This is a genomic window from Microbacterium sp. Z11_20, from assembly GCF_057197605.1.
In genome coordinates this window covers 454,624-469,686 of the sequence record NZ_JBXVOQ010000002.1, presented here as the reverse complement: position 1 = coordinate 469,686, position 15,063 = coordinate 454,624, and the positions used below count along the sequence as shown (strand labels likewise).

The 15,063-nt window shown below is 70.6% G+C and carries 10 protein-coding genes; all 10 read right to left on the bottom strand.

Going from position 1 to position 15,063, the window contains the following annotated elements:
- Window positions 1-1,476, bottom strand: coding sequence for a malate:quinone oxidoreductase (locus AC2DFQ_RS07270; protein ID WP_484508522.1), 1,476 nt, complete (start codon window positions 1,474-1,476; stop codon window positions 1-3).
- An 81-nt stretch (window positions 1,477-1,557) separates the two neighbouring features.
- Entirely contained in the window at window positions 1,558-2,628 is a 1,071-nt protein-coding gene (locus AC2DFQ_RS07265; RefSeq protein WP_484533426.1) for an aspartate-semialdehyde dehydrogenase, read from the bottom strand.
- Window positions 2,629-2,884: 256 nt separating this feature from the next.
- Complete coding sequence (locus tag AC2DFQ_RS07260; RefSeq protein WP_484508520.1) at window positions 2,885-4,171, bottom strand: aspartate kinase; 1,287 nt, start codon at window positions 4,169-4,171, stop codon at window positions 2,885-2,887.
- A 188-nt stretch (window positions 4,172-4,359) separates the two neighbouring features.
- A complete protein-coding gene (locus AC2DFQ_RS07255) occupies window positions 4,360-5,295 on the bottom strand; it encodes a DMT family transporter (protein WP_484533425.1) in 936 nt (311 codons plus the stop codon).
- Entirely contained in the window at window positions 5,292-5,885 is a 594-nt protein-coding gene (recR, locus tag AC2DFQ_RS07250; protein ID WP_484508518.1) for a recombination mediator RecR, read from the bottom strand. Before recR ends, AC2DFQ_RS07255 begins: the two co-directional genes overlap by 4 nt.
- Before the next feature lie 3 nt (window positions 5,886-5,888).
- Window positions 5,889-8,114, bottom strand: a complete 2,226-nt coding sequence (locus tag AC2DFQ_RS07245; RefSeq protein ID WP_484533424.1) for a DNA polymerase III subunit gamma and tau — start codon at window positions 8,112-8,114, stop codon at window positions 5,889-5,891.
- A 98-nt stretch (window positions 8,115-8,212) separates the two neighbouring features.
- Window positions 8,213-10,756: a glycoside hydrolase family 65 protein gene (locus AC2DFQ_RS07240; protein ID WP_484533423.1), complete on the bottom strand. Its 2,544-nt coding sequence runs from the start codon at window positions 10,754-10,756 to the stop codon at window positions 8,213-8,215.
- 40 nt (window positions 10,757-10,796) lie between these two features.
- Window positions 10,797-11,537 (bottom strand): HAD family hydrolase, encoded by a 741-nt coding sequence (locus AC2DFQ_RS07235; protein WP_484508515.1) that lies wholly within the window; start codon window positions 11,535-11,537, stop codon window positions 10,797-10,799.
- Window positions 11,538-11,601: 64 nt separating this feature from the next.
- Window positions 11,602-12,840, bottom strand: coding sequence for an acetate/propionate family kinase (locus tag AC2DFQ_RS07230; RefSeq protein ID WP_484533422.1), 1,239 nt, complete (start codon window positions 12,838-12,840; stop codon window positions 11,602-11,604).
- Complete coding sequence (gene pta, locus AC2DFQ_RS07225; RefSeq protein ID WP_484533421.1) at window positions 12,837-15,017, bottom strand: phosphate acetyltransferase; 2,181 nt, start codon at window positions 15,015-15,017, stop codon at window positions 12,837-12,839. Before pta ends, AC2DFQ_RS07230 begins: the two co-directional genes overlap by 4 nt.
- Window positions 15,018-15,063 lie beyond the last annotated feature (46 nt).

Here is a 15,063-nt window from a genome sequence, read left to right as displayed (position 1 = left end):
CTACGCCGTGAGGGCCAGCGTCTGAGCGGTCTCGCTCGTGATCTCCCGCGCCACCTCGGGGCGGGGGTTGAGGGTCTCGCCGTAGCTGGGGATGAGTTCCTTGAGACGCCCTTCCCACTCCGGCATCCGGTCGGGGAAGCACGTCTTCAGCAGGCCCAGCATGATCGAGACGGCGGTGGATGCTCCCGGAGACGCGCCGAGCAGACCCGCGATGGAACCGTCCTCCGCGGTGACGACCTCGGTGCCGAACTGCAGGACGCCACCCTTCTTCGGGTCGCGCTTCATCACCTGTGCCCGCTGCCCGGCGTTGAGCAGCTCCCAGTCCTCATCCTTGGCGGTCGGCATGAACGTGCGGAGGCTGTCGACCTTCTTCGCGTGGTTCTTCAGCAGCTCGCCGACCAGGTACTGGATGAGGCTGGGGTTGTCGATGGCGACCTTCAGCATCGGCCACAGGTTGTGCGGTCGCACCTGCGACACGATGTCGAGCATCGAACCGTTCTTGAGGAACTTGGGGCTGAACGTCGCGAAGGGACCGAACAGCAGAGAGGTCCCGCCATCCACGACGCGCGTGTCCAGGTGCGGCACCGACATGGGCGGCGCACCCACGGATGCCTGGGAGTACACCTTCGCCCTGTGCTGCGCGACGATCGCGGGATTGGAGGTCTTCAGCCACTGACCGCCGATGGGGAACACGCCGTACCCCTTGATCTCGGGGATCCCCGAGCGCTGCAAAAGCTTGAGCGCCCATCCCCCGGCCCCGACGAAGACGAAGCGCGCGCGGATGGTCCCCGGCGTCTTGCCCACCGTCCCACGGTAGGTGGCGAGCCACGTTCCGTCCTTCTGGCGCTTGAGCTTGCGGACCTCGCAGTTGGTCACGACATCGGCGCCGGCGTCCGCGAGGTGGTCGAAGAGCTGGCGCGTGAGGGCACCGAAGTCCACGTCGGTTCCCGAGGGCACGCGGGTGGCCGCGAACGGCTCGTCGCTCTTCAGCCGATTCTTCATCAGCAGCGGTGCCCACTGGTGGATGACGCGGGAGTCTTCGCTGTACTCGATGCCGGCGAACAGCGGCTCCTTCTTGAGCACCTCGTAGCGCTTGCGAAGGAACGCCACGTCCTTCTCCCCGCGGACGAACGTCATGTGGGGGGTGGCGTTGATGAACGTGGACGGAGCATCCAGGACGCCCTCCTCCACAAGGGTCGACCACAGCTGGCGACTCTGCTGGAACTGCTCGTTGATCGCGATCGCCTTGGCGGGATCGATCGTGCCGTCGGGGCCCTCGGGCGTGTAGTTCAGCTCGCACAGCGCGGCGTGGCCGGTGCCGGCGTTGTTCCACGCGTTGGAGCTCTCCTGGGCGACTGCGCTCAGGCGCTCGCAGACCACGATCTTCCAGTCGGGCTGGAGATCCTTCAGCAGCGTTCCCAGGGTCGCGCTCATGATCCCGCCCCCGATGAGCAGGACGTCGACGTTTTCGGTCACCCGACGATTCTAGGCGGGCAGCTCCTGCTGTCTCGACATCGAGAGATCCGACCGCTCGACGTCGAGAGAAGCGCGGGCGGTTCAGGCGGCGGCGCTGAGACGAGCGGCGACGATCTCGGCGATCTGCACGGCGTTGAGGGCGGCGCCCTTGCGCAGGTTGTCGTTGCTGATGAACAGCACGAGCCCCTTGCCCTCCGGCGCCGACTGGTCGGCGCGGATGCGGCCGACATACGTCGGGTCGTTTCCCGCGGCCTGCAGCGGCGTCGGCACCTCCTCGAGGGTCACGCCGGGGGCGGAGGCGAGCAGTTCACGCGCGCGCTCGGGGGTGAGATCACGGGCGAACTCGGCGTTGATGCTCAGCGAGTGACCGGTGAACACCGGCACGCGCACGCACGTCCCCGCCACGCGCAGGCCCGGGAGTTCGAGGATCTTGCGGCTCTCGTTGCGGAGTTTCTTCTCCTCGTCGGTCTCGTTGAGGCCGTCGTCGACCAGGTTGCCGGCGAAGGGGATGACATCGAACGCGATGGGCGCGATGTAGTTGTCCGGCTGGGGGAAATCCAGCGCGGAGCCGTCGCGCGCGAGACGTTCCACATCGCCCTGCGCGAGGACGCCCTCGACCTGACCGAGGAGCTCCTGCACACCGGAGATGCCCGACCCGCTGACGGCCTGGTAGGTGCTGATGATGAGTCGCTCCAGGCCCGCCTCCGCGTCGAGCACCTTCAGCACCGGCATCGCGGCCATGGTGGTGCAGTTGGGGTTGGCGATGATGCCCCTGCGCGCGTCCTCGATGGCGTGCGGGTTGACCTCGCTGACCACGAGCGGCACGTCGGGGTCCATCCGCCACGCGCTGGAGTTGTCGATGACGAGGGCTCCGGCCTCCGCGAACCGCGGGGCGTGCGCCCGTGAGCCCGTGGCGCCGGCGGAGAAGAGGGCGATGTCGATCCCGGCGAGGTCGGCCGTGGCGACATCCTCGACGATCACGGCCTTGCCCTGGAAGACGACGTCCGACCCGGCCGAGCGAGCCGTGGCGAAGGCGCGCAGCTCGCGGACGGGGAATCCGCGTTCCTCGAGGATGTCGAGCATCGCCCCGCCGACCTGTCCGGTGGCGCCGACGACGGCGAGGGAGAGTCCTGAGTCGGAGATGCGGGTCATGACGGTGTACCTCGGTCGCCTCGGATGCGGCGGCGCGGGGCCGTCGCACGTGGGGATGCCGCGGGATCGCGGTGGCCCGATTCTAGCGGCGCAAGAGCTCCACCCTCCCGCGGCGCCCGGATCCGACGTGTCGCCGCCGGATCACGGCAGGCCGTTCACAACTCAGGAGATCCGGCCGGGATGACGCGTCAGCGGGCCGGGCGCTCGGCGTGTCTCCTGAGTTGTGAACAGCTCGGGGCTGCGGGAGGCAGCGGGCTCAGCGGCCGCTGCCGGCGTAGACGGTCGCCTCCACGTCGCCGTCGAGGCCGTACGCCGAGTGCACGACGCGGGCGGCCTCGGCCAGGTCATCGCCGCGCAGCACCACCGAGATGCGGATCTCCGAGGTGGAGATCATCTCGATGTTCACCCCGGCGACGCTCAGCGCCTCGAACAGGGTCGCCGAGACGCCCGAGTGCGTCCGCATCCCCGCGCCGACGACGGAGAGCTTCCCGATCTGGTCGTCGTGCACGAGGCTCTCGAAGCCCACAGCGGACTGGTCGGCCGCCAGGGCCTTCAGAGCGGTCGCCGCATCCGTCTTGGGCAGCGTGAAGGAGATGTCGGTGCGGCTGGTGGCGGCGGCCGAGACGTTCTGCACGATCATGTCGACGTTGGCGCCGGACTTCGCGACGATCTTGAAGATCTCCGCGGCCTTGCCCGGCACGTCGGGCACGCCGATGACGGTGATCTTCGCCTGGCTGAGGTCGGTGGCGACGCCGGCGACGATGGGCTCTTCCATGGGGGCTCCCTCGGGGATGAGGTGGGACGTGCGGGAGGGGTCGAGCACCCAGGTGCCCTCGCCCGAGCTGAAGGTCGAGCGCGCGTGGATGATGACGCCGTGGCGGCGGGCGTACTCCACCGCGCGGATGTAGAGGACCTTCGCGCCGTTGGCGGCGAGCTCGAGCATCTCCTCGCTGGAGATGCGGTCGAGCTTGCGGGCGCGGGGCACGACCCGGGGGTCGGCGGTGAAGATGCCGTCGACGTCGCTGTAGATCTCGCACACATCGGCCTCGAGCGCGGCGGCCAGGGCGACGGCGGTGGTGTCGGACCCGCCACGGCCCAGGGTGGTGATGTCCCGCGTGTCGCGATTGAACCCCTGGAACCCGGCCACGATCACGATGGCGCCCTCATCGAGCGCTTCGCGCAGACGCACGGGCGTCACATCCACGATGCGGGCCGCGCCGTGGGTCCCGTCCGTGATCATGCCGGCCTGGCTGCCCGTGAACGAGCGCGCCTCGAAGCCCATCGAGTGGATCGCCATGGCCAGCAGCGCCATGGCGATGCGCTCTCCGCTGGAGAGCAGCATGTCGAGTTCGCGGGGGGCGGGGATCGGGGCGACCTCCGCAGCGAGCTCGAGCAGCTCGTCGGTGGTGTCGCCCATGGCGCTCACCGCGACGACCACCTCGTGACCGGCCCGGCGGGTGTCGACGATCCGCTTGGCGACGCGCTTGATGCTCTCGGCGTCAGCCACGGACGATCCGCCGTACTTCTGGACGATCAGCGCCACGTTCGATCTCCCGGGACCTGTCGCCGGCTGCCGCCGACGCTGAGCGGGCGGATGCCACGCCCGACGCACCATCTTACGGACGCACGGATGCCGCGGCCGACATACGCCCGCATCCTCCGGAGTCCACGCGCCGGGGAAGGACGGGCGTCCGCGTCGGGTGGCGGCGGGACGGGCGCGCCGGAGGCGGGTCAGCCCGGGGCGACCGGTGGCGCTACTCGGGAGCGCCGGCGAATCCGCGTGGTGCCGCCGGTGGCGGCGAGCCAGCATCCCGCGATCACGAGGGGAAACCCCAGGAGGAGCCCCCACGAGAGGGATTCGCCCAGGATGAGCACGCCCAGCGCGATCGCGACGACGGGGTTCGCATAGGTGAACAGCGTCGAGCGAGCCGGACCGACCTCGGCGATGAAGGCGAAGAACGCCAGGAATGCAAGCGCCGTGCACAGCACCGCCAGCGCCGCCGCGGCGAGGAGGCTCGTGGTGGTGGGCGGGGTGTGCTGCGTGAGGAGCGCAGCCGGCAGATACGCGATACCGACGACCAGCAGCGACAACGTCACCGCGCCCAGCGTCGGCACGTGCGACAGGCGTTTGGTCACGATGAACGGCGCGACGGCGTAGCAGATCGCCGCCAGCAGCACCTCTCCGGCGGCGATGAGGCCGCCCGATCCGGAGCCGAGGGCGAGACCGGGCCCGGCGACGATGACGGCGACACCCGCGAACCCCACCACGAGCCCGGTGGCGCGCAGCGGACCGAGCGCTCCGCGATCACCGGCGGCGAAGGCGAGAATCGCGCCGAAGAGGGGAACGGTGGCCACGAGCAGACCCGTCATCCCCGACGACAGGGTCAGCTCGGCGTGGCTGAGCAGGAGGTACGCCGCGGCCATCTCGAGAAGTCCGAAGAGGAGCACCCAGGGCCACGCGCGGAGCGCCTGTCGCAGCACGCCGCCGCGGAGCGCGAACGGCAGGAGCAGCAATGCGGCGCCGAGAGTGCGGATGCAGACGACCGCCGGCGGTGAGAGCGAGTCCACCGCCTGCTTGATGAACAGGTACGGCATTCCCCACAGCACGGCCATCGCGGCGAAGAGGAGCCAGGCACGCCGGCTGAACCCGGTGGTGCTGTCGCTCACAGGGTCCGGCGTCCCTCGAAGGCCCGGCCCAGCGTCACCTCGTCGGCATACTCGAGATCGCCGCCGACGGGCAGGCCCGAGGCCAGCCGCGTGACGCGGATCTCGAGCGTGTGCAGCAGACGGCTCAGGTACGTCGCGGTGGCCTCGCCCTCCAGGTTCGGGTTCGTGGCGAGGATGACCTCCTGCACCGTGCCGTCGGCCAGGCGCTGCATCAGCTGCGTGATGCGCAGATCGTCGGGCCCGACGCCGGCGATCGGGCTGATGGCGCCGCCGAGCACGTGGTAGAGACCCCGGAATTCGCGCGTGCGCTCGATCGCCGCGACGTCCTTGGCGTCCTCGACGACGCAGATGAGGGTCGCAGTGCGGCGAGGGTCTCGGCAGATCGAGCACCGATCCTGCTCGGACACGTTGCCGCACACCTCGCAGAACCGCACCTTCTCGCGCACCTCGGCCAGCAGCTTCGCGAGGTGCGACACATCGAACGACGGCGACTGCAGGATGTGGAAGGTGATCCGCTGTGCCGACTTCGGGCCGATACCGGGGAGCCGGCCGAACTCGTCGATCAGGTCTTGGACGATGCCGTCATACATGGGTCAGTTGAACCTCGTCGGCGCCTGGTGGGGTTCTTCCCGGACGAAGTTCGCACCGAGCACCTGCCGGACCACCGCTTCGCCGTAGCGCTGCACGCCCGGGCGCGCCGGCGGCGCGATGCGCGGGGCCACGACCGGCGGAACGGGGGCGTCGCGGAGGTCTTCTGGAGCGGGCAGGTCTTCGGGCTCGTCCTCGGGCGGGGCCTCGCCGGGGTCGCCGTCGGGCAGCACATCGCCCTCGCGGACCCGGGAGAGAGTCGCGACCGCCCGCGCGGCGGGCGCGGCGTCTTCGGGTTCGTCGTCGACGGGGAACTGCGCCACCGCGCCCCGCGCCTCGGGGGGCGGAGGCGGTGCGTCGAAATCGTCCGGCGGGGTGGACGGAATGGGCGCCACGGCCCATTCGGTCACCGGGGCGGTGGATGCCGCGGTGGGGCGCCGCGCGGGCCGCTCCGGCGGTGCGGACTCGGGCGGCGGCGCGGACTCGGGCGCCGGCGGCGCGCTGCCGCCCGGGCCGTCGCCGTCGTGCTTGGCGAGGAACTTCACCCGGATGCCCAGGACGCCGAGGATCGCCTGCCGCAGGTCTTCGCTCGGGCCGTTACCGGCCGCCCTCTTCTTGAACGCCGACAGGTCGCTCTGACTCGCGAACGAGAGGGTGAGCACATCGTCATCCAGGTCGATCACCCGCGCGCCGGAGGCGAGCAGCCAGGACGATCGGCTGAGGGTCTCGAGCCGGCCGAGCACCTCCGGCCAGGCGTCGCGCATGCGCTGGGCGGTGAAGGGGCCGGCCGCGGCGGGCGGCGCGAACTCCGCCTCGGCCTCCGCCGGTGGCCCGGCGGGCTCGGCGATGGGGATGGGCGGGTCGGCGGGAGGCGCGGCCGTCTCGTCGCGCTGCGGCGGCTCGGCAGCGACCCGCGGCTGCGCGGCGGCGGGCTCGTCGTCGCGCGCTCCCCGCTCAGCAACGGAGCCGGTGGCGGGAGCGGGAGCGACCGGGGCGGCAGCGCGAGCCGGGGCAGCGGCCGGAGCCGGCGCAGCGGCAGGTGCCGGCGGAGCGGCCGGAGCCGGCGGAGCGGCCGCAACGGGGCCGGCCGGTGCCGGCGCAGCGGCGCCGCGCGACGTGCGCGCGAGAACCCGCGCGACGAGCAGCTCGAGCTGGAGACGCGGCGATGTCGCTCCGGTCATCTCATCCAGCGCCGCGACGACGAGATCGGCCGTTCGCGACAGACGGTCGGCGCCGAACACGGCGGCCTGGCGTCCCATGCGCTCGAGCTCCTCCGCCGGCACTCCGCGCAGCACCGCCGAGGCACCCTGCCCCGTCGCCGCGATGACGATGAGGTCGCGGAGCCGCTCGAGCAGGTCGTCGACGAATCGGCGTGGGTCCTGGCCGGTCTGCACGACGCGGTCCACGGCGGTGAAGGCCGCCGCCGCATCCGCCGAGCCGAACGCGTCGACGACCTCGTCGAGCAGTTCCGCGTGCGTGTATCCCAGCAGCGCCACGGCGCGCTCGTAGCGGACCGTCACGAGCCCGGAATCGGCCGACGGGTCGGAGCCGGCGATGAGCTGGTCGAGCAGCGAGAGGGTGTCGCGGGGCGATCCGCCGCCGGCGCGCACCACGAGCGGAAGCACGCCCGGTTCCACCGCCACGCCCTCGGTCTCGCACAGCTCCTGGACGTACTCGAGCATGGCGGCGGGCGGCACGAGACGGAAGGGGTAGTGGTGCGTGCGCGATCGGATGGTGCCGAGCACCTTCTCCGGCTCGGTCGTGGCGAAGATGAACTTGACGTGATCGGGCGGCTCCTCGACCAGCTTCAGCAGCGCGTTGAAACCCTGCTGCGTGACCATGTGGGCCTCGTCGAGGATGAAGATCTTGAAGCGATCGCGGGCCGGGGCGAAGATCGCGCGTTCCCGCAGGTCGCGCGCGTCGTCGACGCCGTTGTGGCTGGCGGCATCGATCTCCACGACGTCCAGCGAGCCGCCGCCGCCGCGGCCGAGCTCCACGCAGCTGTCGCACGTGCCGCACGGGGTGTCGGTGGGGCCCGCGGCGCAGTTGAGGCACCGGGCGAGGATGCGCGCGGAGGTGGTCTTGCCGCAGCCTCGCGGACCGGAGAAGAGGTACGCGTGGCCGACGCGATCACTGCGCAGTGCCGTCATCAGCGGCTCGGTCACCTGGGACTGCCCGATCATCTCGCCGAACGCCTCAGGGCGGTAGCGGCGGTACAGGGCGGTCGTCACGCAACCAGCCTACGGTGTGCCGCAGACATCCCGCCCGCCGTTCCCCAGGTGGACGAGACGGCTGCGCCGACGCAGCCGACTCACGCCCGAGGTCCGGCTCAGCTGTCGACCCCGAGGGACTGGACCTGCATGTCCTGCATATCGTCGCCCACCACCGGGATCGTGGCCGTCACGGTCGGGACGGAGACCGACAGGAACGTGCCATCCTCACGACGGGCGTCGGCGAACTGTCGCAGGGAGGGCTTGCCCGGGATGACCGGACCCTGCCCGAGCAGCGGCACCTCGACGCGTCCGCCGCCGTGGACGGTGTACCCGACGCCGCGGACGGAGAACTGGACGGGGTCGCCGTCGCCCGCCTCGATCGTGAGGAGATCGCGGGTGAGGGTGATATCCAGCCGCGTACCGTGCCAGTGCAGCACGTACGCCAGCGACGGCCACTCCGCCGGGAGGCGCGGGTCGAACGTGAGCTCGCCGAAATGGTCGCGCATGCCACCGAAGCCCGACACCAGCGCGGTCCACACGCCACCGGCGGAGGCGACGTGCACGCCGTCGGCGGCATTGTGGTGCAGATCGCCGAGGTCGACGAACAGGGCGTCGCGGAAGTACTCCAGCGCGAGGTTCTGGTAGCCGACCTCCGCGGCGAGGATCGACTGCACCACCGCGGACAGGGTCGAGTCGCCGGTGGTCAGGGGGTCGTAGTACTCGAAGTCGGCGAGTTTCTCATCGTCGGTGAAGTGGTTGCCCTGCAGGAACAGGGCCAGCACGACGTCGGCCTGCTTGAGCACCTGGTACCGGTAGATCACGAGCGGGTGGAAGTGCAGCAGCAGGGGACGCTGATCGGCCGGGGTGTGCTCGAGGTCCCAGATCTCCTTCTCCAGGAACACCGCATCCTGCGGGTGGATGCCGAGGGCCTCGCTGTAGGGGATGTGCATGGCCTCGGCGGCCCGCTCCCACATCTCCGGCTCCGAGGGGTCGAGGTTCATCCGCTCGACCATCTTCAGGTAGGCGTCGTGGTCGGCCTCCTCCATCTCCCGCACCGTGCGCGCGGCGAAGCGGAGGTTGAAGCGGGCCATGACGTTCGTGAACAGGTTGTCGTTGACGACCGTGGTGTACTCGTCGGGGCCGGTGACGCCGTGGATGTGGAACGTCTCCCCCTCGCCGTCGATGACGCCGTCTCCCGACCGCCAGAAGCCGAGGGTGGCCCACAGCCGCGCGGTGTCGACGGCGATGTCCACGCCCTCGGAATCGAGGAAGTCCACGTCGCCGGTGGCGCGCACGTACTTGGCCACCGCGAAGCTCACGTCGGCGTTGATGTGGTACTGGGCGGTGCCGGCGGCATAGTACGCCGACGCCTCCTCGCCGTTGATCGTGCGCCACGGGAAGAGCGCCCCGGCCTCGTTCAGCTGGTGTGCGCGCTTGCGGGCCGCCGGCAGCATCAGGTACCGCATCCGGATCGCGTTCCGCGCCCACAGCGGCGTCGTGTACGCCAGGAACGGCAGGACGTAGATCTCGGTGTCCCAGAAGTAGTGGCCGGAATAGCCCGAGCCGGTCACGCCCTTCGCGGGCACGCCCTGCCCATCGGCACGCGCCGTCGCCTGAGCGAGCTGGAACAGGCACCAGCGGGTCGCCTGCTGGAGGTCGGGGTGCCCCTCGATGCGGACGTCGGAGCGCTCCCAGAACGCGTCGAGCCATGCGCGCTGACGCCTGAAGAGCTCGTCGACGCCGAGCGCTTCGGCGCGGTCGAGACCGCGGCGGCACCGGTCCAGGAGCTCGCCCGTGGGGACGCCCCGCGAGGTGTGATAGCTGACGAGTTTGGTCAGGGTCGTGGGGACCCCCGCGCGCGCCTCGACGCGGAAGACGTTCTTGGCGATGTCGGGCTCGATGAGTCGGCGCGCGGTGTAGTCGTTCTCGGTCTCGAGGATGTTGTCGGCGATGACGGCCAGGGTCATGCCCGACTCGCTCACGCGATAGGTCAGCGCCGAGCGGTCACCGTCCTGCCAGTACTCCTGCGGCTGGAGCACCCGCTCCTGCAGCTTCTCGGTCTTGCGAGGATCGAACCCGGACCGGCTCTTCTTCCCCGCCATGGGGGATCCGCCGTAGATGCCCTCGCCGTCCTGCCGGTTGATGAGCTGCGAGCTGATCGTCACCGGAGCGTCGGCGTTGAGCACCGTGACGGTCAGTCTCATCACCGCGAGGTGCTTCTCCTCGAAGGACACGAGACGCTCGTCCTCGAGCTCGACGTGCTTCCCCGACGGGGTGACCCACTGCACGCGCCGACGCAGCACGCCCTCGCGCATGTCGAGGACTCGCTCGTACTCGCGCACGTCCGCGACATCGAAGGACAGCGGCTCGTCGTCCACGTACACGCGGATCACCTTCGCGTCCGGCGCGTTGATGATCGTCTGCCCGACCTCGGCGAACCCGTAGGCCTGCTCGGCGTGACGGATCGGGAAGATCTCGTGGAAGCCGTTGATGAAGGTTCCCTGCTCCTGCGCGAACCGGCCCTCCGGATGGTTTCCGCGCAGTCCCAGGTAGCCGTTCCCCACGGAGAACAGCGTCTCGGTCACGCCGGCGTCGTCGAGAGACCCCTCGGTCTCGATGAGCTGCCACTCATCGACGGGAAACCGACCTCGATCGATCATTTACGGCCTTCCACTGCGGAGGAATCGGGATGCCTCAATGTCAGTCTACGAACGCGGAGAGGTCCTGGACGACGACGGTGGCCCCGGCGTCGGAAAGTTCCTCTCCCCCGGCGCCGCGGTCGACCCCGACGACGACGGCGAAGCCGCCCGCCGCGGCCGATTGCACCCCGCTGAGGGCATCTTCGATGGCGACCGACCGCGACGGGTCGACCCCCAGCATCCGGGCCGCTTCGACGAAGACGTCGGGGGCCGGCTTGGACGCGAGGTGGTCGCGCTCGGCGATCACGCCGTCCATGACGACGGGGAAGCGGTCGCGGATTCCGGCGGCCGCGAGAACCTCTTCGGCGTTCTTGGAGCTGGAGACCACCGCGATGGGCACGCCGGCGGCCTGGAGCTTGTCGATCAGCCGGACCGACCCCGGATAGGGCGCGATGCCCTCCGCGCGCAGCACCGAGGCGAAGACGAGGTTCTTGCGATTGCCGATGCCGCAGACGGTGTCGGCCTCTGGGGGGTCGGACGGCTCTCCCCACGGCACCTCGACGTCGCGGCTGCGGAGGAGACCGGCCACCCCGTCGTATCGCTTCTTTCCGTCGAGATACTCGAAGTAGTCGCGGTCGGTGTAGGCCGGCTGGATGTTCCACTGCGCGAACAGCTGCTCGAACATCGTCCGCCACGCGTGCATGTGCACCTCCGCGGTGGGGGTCAGCACACCATCGAGGTCGAACAGGACGGCGTCGTAGGCGGTGAGATCGGGCAAGGGGGCGTGGGTTCCGTCGGGCACGGATTCAGCGTAGTTCGCCCGGACACACGAGGGCGCGGCGGCTTGCGGGGCCGGCGGCGGCCGGTCAGAGCCCCGCGACCTGCAGCGTCTGCCGGGCGATCTCGAGTTCTTCGTTCGTCGGCACGACGAGAACGGTCACCGCCGACGCATCCGTGGAGATCACGCGGATGCCGCGCTGCCGCGCCGCGTTGCGGTCGGGGTCGATCTCGATACCGGCGAACCCGAGGGTGGCGAGCGACTCCGCACGCACCTCCGGGGTGTTCTCCCCCACCCCCGCCGTGAACGAGATGACATCCACCCCGCCCAGCTCGGCGAGGTAGGCGCCCGCATACGCGCGGAGGCGGTGGACGTAGACGTCCCACGCGAGGGTGATCTGCGGATCGCCCGCGTCGACGCCCGCGCGGATGTCGCGCATGTCGCTGACGCCGGCGAGTCCGAGCAGCCCCGAGCGCTTGTTCAGCAGGTCGTCCAGGTCGGCGATGGACATGTCGGCGCGGCGGGCGAGGTGCAGGAGCACGGCGGGGTCGAGGTCGCCCGAGCGCGTGCCCATGACGAGGCCTTCCAGGGGGGTGAGGCCCATCGACGTGTCGATCGAGCGGCCGCCGTCGATCGCGGTCACCGACGCGCCGTTCCCGAGGTGGAAGACGATCTGCTTGAGCTCGTCCAGCGGCCGGCCGAGGAAGGCCGCGGCGGCCGCGCTGACGAACTGGTGGCTGGTCCCGTGGAAGCCGTACCGGCGGATGCGGTGCGCCCGCGCGAGGTCGGCGTCGATGGCATAGGTGTAGGCGGCCGGGGAGAGGGTCTGGTGGAAGGCGGTATCGAAGACGGCAACATGCGGCACGTCGGGAAAGGCCGTGCGCGCCGCGACGATGCCGGCGAGGTTGGCGGGGTTGTGGAGCGGCGCGAGGACCCCGAGATCGGCGATGTTGATCTCGACGAGGCGCGTGATCAGGGTCGGCTCGTAGAAGCGGGCGCCGCCGTGCACGACACGGTGCCCGACCGCGACGGGCGGATGCTCCCGGAGCGAGGGGCCGTGCGCCGCGAACGCGTCGAGCATCACCTGGAAACCCACGGTGTGATCGGGGATCTCCCGCTCGATCCTGAACGTCGCATCCGTCACCGTCAGGGCGGGCTCCTCCGCCCCCGCCGTCAGGGCGGCGGAGGCGACCGTGTGCCGCGCAGCCCCGGATGCCTGGCCGATGCGCTCGACGAGTCCGGTCGCCAGCACCTCCTCGGTCTCGGTGTCCAGGAGCTGATACTTGAACGACGACGAACCGGAGTTGATCACGAGCACCGCGGTCATGCGTCCCCCTCCCCCGTCCCACGCGGGTCGAGGAGGTCGGAGGAGCCGCCCTGAGCCTGGATCGCGGTGATGGCGATGGTGTTGACGATGTCATCGACGAGCGCGCCGCGCGAGAGGTCGTTGATCGGCTTGTTGAGGCCCTGCAGCACCGGCCCGATGGCGACAGCCCCGGCCGAGCGCTGCACCGCCTTGTAGGTGTTGTTGCCGGTGTTCAGGTCGGGGAAGATGAACACCGTCGCCCGTCCGGCGACGTCGGACCCCGGCATCTTCGCCTGCGCAACGGCCGCATCGGCGGCCGCGTCGTACTGGATGGGCCCTTCCACCAGCAGCCGGGGGGCGCGCTCCCGCACGAGCGCGGTGGCAGCTCGCACCTTCTCCACCTCGGCGCCCTTGCCCGACTCCCCCGTCGAGTACGACAGCATCGCCACCCGCGGATCGATGCCGAACTGGTCGGCGGTCGCCGCCGAGGAGATCGCGATGTCGGCGAGCTGCTCGCTCGTGGGATCGGGGATGACGGCGCAGTCGCCGTACACGAGCACCCGATCGGCCAGCGCCATGAGGAAGACGCTCGAGACGACCGAGACGCCCGGCCGCGTCTTGATGATCTCGAACGCCGGGCGGATGGTGTGGGCCGTGGTGTGCGCGGCGCCCGAGACCATCCCGTCGGCCATGCCGAGGTGGACCATGAGTGTTCCGAAGTACGACACGTCGGTGACGGTGTCCGCGGCGCGGTCGTACGTCATGCCGCGATGCGCGCGGAGGCGTTCGTACTCGCGCGCGAAGCGGTCGACGTGAGACGGATCGAAGGGGCTCACGATGCGCGCGGCGGCCAGGTCGATGCCGAGCTCGGTCGCGCGCCCGCGCACGTCGCTCTCGTCACCGAGGATCGTCAGCTCCGCGATGCCGCGGGCCAGCACCGTGGCCGCCGCGCGCAGCACCCGGTCGTCGTTGCCCTCCGGGAGCACGATGTGGCGGAGATCGCGGCGGGCTCGTTCGACGAGGCCGTACTCGAACATCAGCGGCGTGACGACGCTGGGCCGGGCGACACCCAGGGAGCGCGTGAGCTCGGCGGTGTCGACGTGCCGCTCGAAGATCGCCAGCGCCGTGTCGTAGCGACGCTGGGAATCGGCGGCGAGGCGGCCTCGCGTGTTCATCACGCGCACGGCGGTGTCATACGTGCCGAGGTCGGTGGCGATGATCGGCAGCGACGACCCGAGGCCGTCGATCAACCGGTCGATCGGCTCGGGCAGGGGGAACCCGCCGTTGAGCACGATGCCGGCGAGCGAGGGGAACGTGCCGGAGGAGTTGGCCAGCAGCGTCGCCAGCAGCACTTCGGCCCGATCGGCGGGGATGACCACGACCGCCGACTCCGTCAGCCGCGGCAGGACGTTCACCATCGACATGCCGGCGACCACCACACCGAGCACCTCCCGGGTGAGCAGCGCCGGGTCGCCCTTGACGAGTTCGCCGCCGACCGAGCGCAGCACACCGCGCACCGACGGGGCGACGAGGAAACGATCCTCAGGCAGTGCCCACACTGAGACCCGCCGCCCCGGCACGGCGCGGGCGCTTTCGGTGTCGACGATGTCGCGGAGCGCCGCGACGGCCTCATCGAGCCGCTCCGGGTCGGCGCGGTTCACCACGACGGCGAACAACTCCGCACGTTCGTGGGCGAGTTCGACCAGGGCCAGCGATGCCGCCTGACCGACTTCCTCGGGCGTGCGGGCCGTGCTGGTGCCGAGCTGTTCCCCCTGCCCCTGTCCCGCGCGGCCGCCGAGGACGAGAAGAACGGGCGCCCCGAGGTTCGCGGCGATGCGCGCGTTGTAGCCGAGCTCGGCCGGACTGGACACGTCGGTGAAGTCACTGCCGATCACCACCACCGCGTCGCACTGGGCCTCGACGGCCTTGTACCGTTCGACGATGCGGCCGAGCGCCGCATCCGGGTCCGACCTCACGTCGTCGTAGCTGACGCCGATGCAGTCGTCGTACTCGAGGTCGACCCCGTCATGGTCCAGCAGCATCTCGAGCACATAGTCCCGCTCGGCCGTGGAGCGGGCGATCGGGCGGAACACCCCGACTCGCGGCGTCGCGTGACTGAGCGCGTCGAGCACCCCGAGCGCGACCGTGGACTTGCCCGAGTGGCCTTCTGCCGACGTGATGTAGATGCTCTGCGCCACGGTTCCACCCTAGGCGCGGCGGGCGGTCGACGCCCGGGGGGTTGCG

Bases quoted from the DNA above. Each gene is read 5' to 3' on its own strand.
- recR (WP_484508518.1), bottom strand. From the start codon at position 5,885: ATGTATGACGGCATCGTCCAAGACCTGATCGACGAGTTCGGCCGGCTC.
- AC2DFQ_RS07240 (WP_484533423.1), bottom strand. From the start codon at position 10,756: ATGATCGATCGAGGTCGGTTTCCCGTCGATGAGTGGCAGCTCATCGAG.
- AC2DFQ_RS07230 (WP_484533422.1), bottom strand. From the start codon at position 12,840: ATGACCGCGGTGCTCGTGATCAACTCCGGTTCGTCGTCGTTCAAGTAT.
- AC2DFQ_RS07265 (WP_484533426.1), bottom strand. From the start codon at position 2,628: ATGACCCGCATCTCCGACTCAGGACTCTCCCTCGCCGTCGTCGGCGCC.